Annotated in this window: 9 protein-coding genes; 7 read left to right on the forward strand and 2 right to left on the reverse strand. The window is 60.3% G+C overall.

The genetic code is table 11. The features are described 5' to 3' along the window. The 6 genes from VJ604_RS18675 to VJ604_RS18700 form a co-directional block, all read left to right on the forward strand. The coding region (locus VJ604_RS18675; protein ID WP_324085112.1) for a cytochrome c oxidase subunit I at window positions 1-1006 on the forward strand (1006 nt) is incomplete at its 5' end. Further along, window positions 996-1577, forward strand: a complete 582-nt coding sequence (locus tag VJ604_RS18680; RefSeq protein WP_324085114.1) for a cytochrome c oxidase subunit 3 family protein — start codon at window positions 996-998, stop codon at window positions 1575-1577. The genes VJ604_RS18675 and VJ604_RS18680, both read left to right, overlap by 11 nt. 7 nt (window positions 1578-1584) lie before the next feature. Next, entirely contained in the window at window positions 1585-1845 is a 261-nt protein-coding gene (locus tag VJ604_RS18685; protein ID WP_324085116.1) for a cytochrome C oxidase subunit IV family protein, read from the forward strand. A 230-nt stretch (window positions 1846-2075) separates the two neighbouring features. Next, a complete protein-coding gene (locus tag VJ604_RS18690; RefSeq protein ID WP_414652478.1) occupies window positions 2076-2858 on the forward strand; it encodes a COX15/CtaA family protein in 783 nt (260 codons plus the stop codon). Continuing rightward, on the forward strand, window positions 2859-3758 hold the full coding sequence (gene cyoE, locus VJ604_RS18695) for a heme o synthase (protein WP_324085119.1): 900 nt from the start codon (window positions 2859-2861) through the stop codon (window positions 3756-3758). It abuts the gene before it with no gap. A gap of 172 nt (window positions 3759-3930) precedes the next feature. Further along, window positions 3931-4116 (forward strand): hypothetical protein, encoded by a 186-nt coding sequence (locus tag VJ604_RS18700; RefSeq protein ID WP_324085121.1) that lies wholly within the window; start codon window positions 3931-3933, stop codon window positions 4114-4116. A 30-nt stretch (window positions 4117-4146) separates the two neighbouring features. Here VJ604_RS18700 and VJ604_RS18705 read toward each other — a convergent pair whose 3' ends face one another. Beyond that, on the reverse strand, window positions 4147-4542 hold the full coding sequence (locus VJ604_RS18705) for a pyridoxamine 5'-phosphate oxidase family protein (RefSeq protein WP_324085123.1): 396 nt from the start codon (window positions 4540-4542) through the stop codon (window positions 4147-4149). 592 nt (window positions 4543-5134) lie between these two features. On the opposite strand from VJ604_RS18705, the gene VJ604_RS18710 reads away from it, so the two are divergent. Then, on the forward strand, window positions 5135-6088 hold the full coding sequence (locus VJ604_RS18710) for a rhomboid family intramembrane serine protease (RefSeq protein WP_324085125.1): 954 nt from the start codon (window positions 5135-5137) through the stop codon (window positions 6086-6088). Window positions 6089-6232: 144 nt separating this feature from the next. Here VJ604_RS18710 and VJ604_RS18715 read toward each other — a convergent pair whose 3' ends face one another. Beyond that, the gene (locus tag VJ604_RS18715) at window positions 6233-6769 is read right to left on the reverse strand and encodes a hypothetical protein (protein ID WP_324085127.1); all 537 of its coding nucleotides are present in this window, start codon (window positions 6767-6769) and stop codon (window positions 6233-6235) included. Window positions 6770-7019: the final 250 nt, after the last annotated feature.

A 7019-nucleotide genomic window follows, 5' to 3' on the forward strand; every position in this document is an offset into this window, starting at 1 on the left:
GATCCAGGTGCTCTCAACGCCGGTGATCGGGATCACCTTCCTGCTGCTGATCGCCGAGCGACTGTTCGGGGTCGGCTTCTTCGATCCTTCCAAGGGTGGCGACCCCCTGCTGTTCCAGCATTTCTTCTGGTTCTACTCACACCCGGTGGTCTACGTGATGATCCTCCCGGCCATGGGGATCATTTCGGAGGTGATCCCCTGCTTCGCCAGGAAACCGATCTTCGGGTACCGCGCCATCGCCTACTCCGCGCTCGCCATCGCCTTCATCGGCTTCCTGGTGTGGGGCCACCACATGTTCGTGAGCGGCATGTCGACTACGGCGGGGGTCATCTTCTCCTTCCTCACCTTCTTTGTGGCGGTGCCCACCGGCATGAAGATCTTCAACTGGATAGCCACCCTCTACCGCGGCTCGATTTCCCTCGACTCGCCGATGCTTTACGCGCTGACCTTCATCTTCCTCTTTATCATCGGCGGACTGACCGGGCTCTTTTTGGGCTCGCTGGCGACCGACGTGCACGTGCACGACACCTACTTCCTGGTGGCCCATTTCCACTACACCATGATGGGTGGCACCGTGATGGGGCTTTTCTCCGGGCTGCACTACTGGTACCCGAAGATCACCGGCCGCATGCTGAACGAGACCTGGGCCAAGAGCGGCTGGGGGCTGATCGTGATCGGCTTCAACGTGACCTTCTTCCCCATGTTCATCCTCGGCATGCAGGGGATGCCCCGGCGCTACGCCGAGTATCCCGCCAAGTACCACTCGCTCAACGTGCTCGCCACGGTCGGCTCCTGGGTGCTGGCCCTGGGCATCGTCATCATGTTCGTGAATTTCATCCGGTCGCTTAGGCACGGCGAGCACGCCCCGGCCAACCCGTGGGAAGGGCTCACCCTGGAATGGCAGGTCCCCTCGCCCCCTCCAGAGGAAAACTTCGAGGAGATACCTACGGTGACGGACTGGCCCTACAGCTACGGCAAGAAAACGAGGGAACCAAGTGCCAAGTAAGCAAAAGGCGGAAAAAGGCGCGCCGGTCGCGGCACGACTCGGCATCTGGGCATTTCTGGCCACGGAACTGCTGCTGTTCGGCGGGCTGTTCACCGCGTACACCGTGTTCCGGCTGAACTATCCGGACCTCTTCCACCAGGAGCACCTCAAGCTGAACAAGCTGATGGGCGCTCTCAACACGGTACTGCTGCTCACCAGCAGTCTCAGCATGGCGATCGCCATAGCCGCTGTCAGGCACGGGCGCCAGCGGCTGATGAAGATCGGTGTCTGGGTCACCCTGATCCTCGCCTCCGGATTTCTCTGCGTAAAGTACTTCGAGTGGACTGAGGACTTCAGCCGCGGGCTCTACCCCAAGAGCAACCTCTTCTTCGGCCTGTACTTCTGCATGACTGGACTGCATGGCCTGCACGTGCTGATCGGGATGCTGGTGATGGTGTTCCTGCTCATCCAGGCCAGGAAAGGTTACTTCACCGCCGATTATCACACCCCGGTCGAGATCACCGGCATTTACTGGCACTTCGTGGACCTAGTCTGGATTTATCTGTTCCCGCTGCTCTACCTGGTCGGGTGAGGTGGCTATGGCCTACAAAAACTACGTGATGGTCTGGGTGGCGCTCCTGGCGCTTACAGTGGTGACGGTCTGGGTCTCCTTCTACAACCTGGGCCTCTGGAACGCCACGGTCTGCTTCCTCATTGCCTCGATCAAGGCGACCCTGGTCGCGCTCTATTTTATGCACCTGCGACACGAGATCAAGCTGGTGCTCGGTTTCGCCCTCTTTCCACTGCTGATACTGGGACTGATCATCGTAGGTACCCTGACCGACACGCTCACCAGGTAAACGATGGTCAGCACTAGCACCGAAAGCGGTCACGCTGTTGAGTGCAGGCAGCTGTCAGCCGGCAATATCCTTCTTCAAACTGATCACAGTAAAACGGTAAATAGGTATTCAGGTATATTAGGATCCCCTCGAGCTAAAACCGGAGGTGCCCGATGCTAGGCCGCGTAACAGCAGGACTTTTTTTCATATTGCTGATCTGGGGAAATTTGGTGGCCGGCATGCAGGCGGGGATGGCATGCCCGGACTGGCCGCTTTGCCAGGGGACGTTGCTGCCGCCGTTGCACGTGGACGTCTGGATGGAGTTCCTGCACCGGGTGATTGCGGCGGTGGCGGCAACCTCCCTCTTCCTGCTGGCACGGCGGAGGATCGTCGCCTACCAGGGGCTTCAGAAAGGTATTCCGCTGGCGGCCATGGGTCTGATCGCCCTGGAAATCCTGCTGGGAGGTATCGTAGTGGTCATGGGGCTACCGGTGCAGATCACCACGGTCCACTTCATGATCGGGCTGGCCATCTTCCTGCTGGTCCTCTACATGGCAGTATGCGATGGCACCACCAGCCCGGCGACGGTATCTGTGTCCGGGTACGCCGGCCTTCTTTTTTGTGTGCTGCTGCTGGTCTTCTTTCAGGCCTCACTGGGCGCCTACCTGCGGCACTCCGCGGCCGGTCTGGCCTGCCCCGATTTCCCAACCTGCCAGGGGCGCCTGATCCCCGAGATCTGGGACCGCCCCATTGCCACCAACTTCACCCATAGGCTTGTCGCTCTCGGAACCTTGTGCACCGCGCTGGTCCTTTACCTGGTCTCTTTACTGGACCAGCGGCTCAAGCGGATGCACGGCTATCTCCTAGCCCTGCTCTGCCTGGTCGCCCTCCAGATCGGCGTTGGCGCGGCGGTGGTCAAAACCGGCCTCAGCTACCCGATCACCTCCCTTCACCTCGCCATGACGCTGGGAATCATCGGCACCACCCTTCGCATCTGGATGCTGCAGACCGGTGAAGCCGGCAGGAGCCGCTAGATGATCGAAACCGCCGAGGGAGACAGGCTGGATGCCAAGGATGCCTGCGGCTTCGCGGAGACCTGCAGTGCGCTGCTGATCCTGGCCAAGCCTGGAATCGTCGCCGCGGTCACTCTCTCCGGCTTTACCGGGATGGTAGTGGCACAACGAGGTCTCCCCCAGATGGAAACCGCCCTCCCCTGCAGCGCAAGCCTCCTGCTGATGACGGCAGGGTCTGCCATCGTCAACAACGTGCTGGATCGCCACCTGGACGAGCAGATGGATCGTCTGGCGCCGCGGAGCGCCGCGCTCAAAAGGGTGGGGAGTGGCAAGGTGCTGGCCACGGCCGTTGCGCTTATCTTCGCCGCTGTCGCTCTTGCCTCGGCGACCCTCAACCTGCGAGTGACCTTGCTGCTGGTTGCCGCCTCGCTCAGCTATACCCTCTACTACACCCTCTTCCTCAAACGCCATACCCACTGGGCAGCGGTCTTGGGTGGGCTGCCGGGGGCCTTCCCGGTCCTGATCGGCCATGCCGCATTCCAGCCGCATCCCGGCCGCGCGAGCCTCGTCCTCTTCTTGATTATGCTGATCTGGCAGCCGCCCCATTTCTGGCTCCTGGCGCTGTTGCACCGTGACGAGTACCGGGCAGCGGGGGTGCCGGTTTTGCCGTTGATCAAAGGCGAGAGGTTCACCAGGAAATGCATCTACCTCGGCGTTAGCTGCCTGCTACCTGCCTCACTGCTGCTGCACCTGGCCGGTATCTGCTCTGCAGGTTATGCCGCCGCGGCAACCCTTCTGGGCTGCGCCTATCTCTTCGCCTGCCACCACTTCATGGTCGACAACAACCGTGCCGCCTTCCGGTGCTCGATCGCCTATCTCCTGCTCCTGTTCTCCATGATAGTTATCGACCTAACAACTTGAAACAGTGCGACTCAAGCCACGGAAACGCCGCCATTCCTAACGGCTTTGTATCGGGGAATTGTGCTAAACTGAGCGAAGGAGAGACCGTTCAGCCTCCTCTCTCCCTCACAATGGCCCCGCTGGAGATGACAGCAGATAGGGCGAAGCAGTAATAGAAAGGAAGGGGGAAAAGATGTTCAAGTTTTATGATCCAAAGGATGAAGCAGACCTGGCGCGTGTAGAAAACGCGCTGAAAAAAGGCGGCGTGGAGTATTTCGTGACCTCATGCAAGGCGGGTAGCGGCATTGTCGCCGAAATCGAGGTGGCGGAGGAAGATATACCCAAGGCGGAAGAATTGATCGGCATCGGCAAATCTTGAGAGAGCTAAGGGGTTACAACGGTGACCGCTCTACCCTAACGGCCGGTCCGAATGGGCGTCAGCGGTGAAGGCCAGCACACTTTCCACCTTGACCTCGAGCCTCCACTGCACCTGTGGCAGGCCCGGAGGCTCGGCATCAGGAAGGTACCCATCCAGAAGCGCTGTATCCTCCGCCCTTTCGACCCGGCCGATGAACTGGTACCCGTTCCCGGTCGAGGGATCGGCAATGGCCACGGCGACCTTCGGATTATCCTTCAGGTTCCGCATCGTCGTCGGGCAGAACCACGCTTCAAAGGCCAACCTGTTCGGCGCGGTCACCGCAAGCCCCCGCCCTGCCGCGAGATGCGGGTTACCATCGGCATCCGAGGTTGCCACATAAGCGTGCCCGATCCCTTCAGCGAAGCTTTTGATTCCCTCGGTCAACATATTGACGTATCTCCTTTTCCCGATGCGCAGCAGCCGACGGTGCCAACGCAGCCTGATCGGCCATCTTCTGGAAGGGTGACCATGTCGTGATACATGTATGGGATCACGGGCGCGCCGTATGCCACGTGCACCCCCTTTCCCTCTTGAGGCAGTCGGCTGGACGGTCCTCTTTCTCATGCCATCCCCCTTCCCCGGCGCAGTCACCGCCTAACCCCTAAGTTCTTGTAGCACCGGTGCCCCGTTAGTCAAGGCAAGCTGGAACCCGAAGGAGCGGGTGACGGCGAGGGGATGAGCTATGCCTGCCGCGAACCTTTTTGAGTCAAGGGACCCAGTCATGGAGGAAGCATCCGGTCGGCACCGGGTAGACGGGTAGAGATATGACCTAAAAAAGGCGGTTATAATTTTGCGGAAAGGGAATTGACATTTCGGCAGGCCGTCATTAGGTTCACTAAAACGAAGCCGCACGCGCTTGTTCACCATGATCAGGGGCGGCCGGTCATCGGGAGCGCTCCCCGTCCTGACCACAGGCGGTGAAGAGAGGCTCTGCGTGTCGACCTGCAACAGATTCACCACTAACTGCGACGTGTGGCACATGACCGACCAACATCTACATCTAGCAACCGACGACGAGGCGTGGCTCGCGATACCTCCCCGCTGGATCGACCGGTCGGAACAGAACGCTCTGCCCCTTAAGCGGGCCCGGGCATGGGCGCTGGTGCTGGACGCGCGCTCCCTGGAGTGCCGCATCGAGCAAGCGGGGACGGGGTGGCAGCTTGTGGTGCCGGCCCCCCTCTTCGAGGCGGCGTGCCGCGAACTTCGCCTCTACGTTGAGGAAAACCACAACTGGCCCCCTCTACCGCCGCAAGAGCGCCCGATGGTCCACAACACGTTGGCCACCATCTCGGTCCTGCTTTTGTTCGCCATCTTCCACAACCTGATCGCGCTCGACCTTGTGGTGGGGGGGCAGCACCCCGACTGGCTGGAGATCGGCAACGCCCACGCCAGCCAAATCCTGCACGGAGAGTGGTGGCGGCTGGTAACGGCTCTCACCCTTCACGTAGACGCCCTCCACCTGTTCAGCAACCTTGCCATCGGCGGATTCTTCATCGTCTTCCTGTGTCGCGACCTCGGCTCGGGGATGGCCTGGAGCCTGATCCTCGCCTCCGGCATCCTCGGCAATCTAGCCAATGCCTACGTCCAGTTGCCAAGCCACAGCTCAGTCGGCTTCTCCACCGCCATCTTCGGTGCCGTCGGCCTACTCGGAGCAGTCAGCATGGTGCGCTACCGGCACCAGTTGCGTAGGCGCTGGCCGCTTCCGGTTGCGGCGGCACTCTCCCTGCTGGCACTGCTCGGGACCGAAGGGAAGAACACGGACCTCGGGGCGCACCTGTTCGGCTTCCTCTTCGGCGTCATCCTCGGTCTTGCCGCGGAATTCCTGGTGGGACGCTTCGGGCGCCCGGGACGCCTGCTCAACACGCTGCTCGCCTTGGGCTCCGCCTCACTCGTCATCGCCGCCTGGTGGTGCGCGATTTCCTTCGCCGACTGATAAAAAAAGGATGCGGGGCCGACAGCCCCCGCATCCTTTCTTGGGTGTTTCCTCCTCGGTAGTGGGCAGTGCCCACCGTGGGACCGGTAAGGTGAGCGGTGGCCCACCCTACCTGACGATCTCCACTTTTAGCAGATCACCATACTAGTCCCTATCGTGACCGTGTCCTCCGCCGTGGCCGTGGCCCTCACCATGGCCGTGCCCCTCACCATGGCCGTGGCCCTCGCCGTAACCGCGTCCTTCGCCATGGCCACGACCTTCACCGTGGCCGTGGTTCCCATACCCTCTATGCCCCTTCTTCCACTGACCGTAAGGAATATGACGTTCGTTGGCGTAAACTCTTCGGTAATCGTGCGGCATCCGGTAAACCGGCCCCGGCACAACGTTTCGTGGCACGGTGTTCCATGGTCCATTATACGCCCGCGCCCGGTACCAGTGATCGCCTCGCGGAGACCACCAATAGCCGTTGTAGAAGAAGACGTCGACGTCAACACCAGGGACAAAATACACGCTGGAGTTCGGCACCATCACGACTTCGGGCGGTGCAGCCACCGCGATGGGCGGCGGCCCGATATTCACGTTAAGATGAACGTCCGTTCCCGCCTGGGAAGCACTACCGCACACAAGCAGGACGCCGAAGAAAAATACAGAGCCAGTTAGCATAATGTGCTTTCTTGCCATGACTACCTCCATTGAGGTGTGAAGCTCACAGGACATTGTGAGCTCAGTGTTGACAACCTGAATCACAGACAGGGCACCAATCTCTTATCACCTCAGTAACAAGTGAAACACACATCGAATATAACAGCAAGCATCACGTGCATGTAGTCCAGAAGCCATTTCCGGACTGTTAGCCGGTTGACAGTCTGTTCTACTCCTGGTTCAGAAAGGGAAGAGGTTTCCCAGTCCGAAATGCCACTGCCTGACACAC

The sequence above is a fragment of the Geomonas sp. genome, assembly GCF_035254065.1.
Taxonomy (GTDB): Bacteria; Desulfobacterota; Desulfuromonadia; order Geobacterales; family Geobacteraceae; genus Geomonas.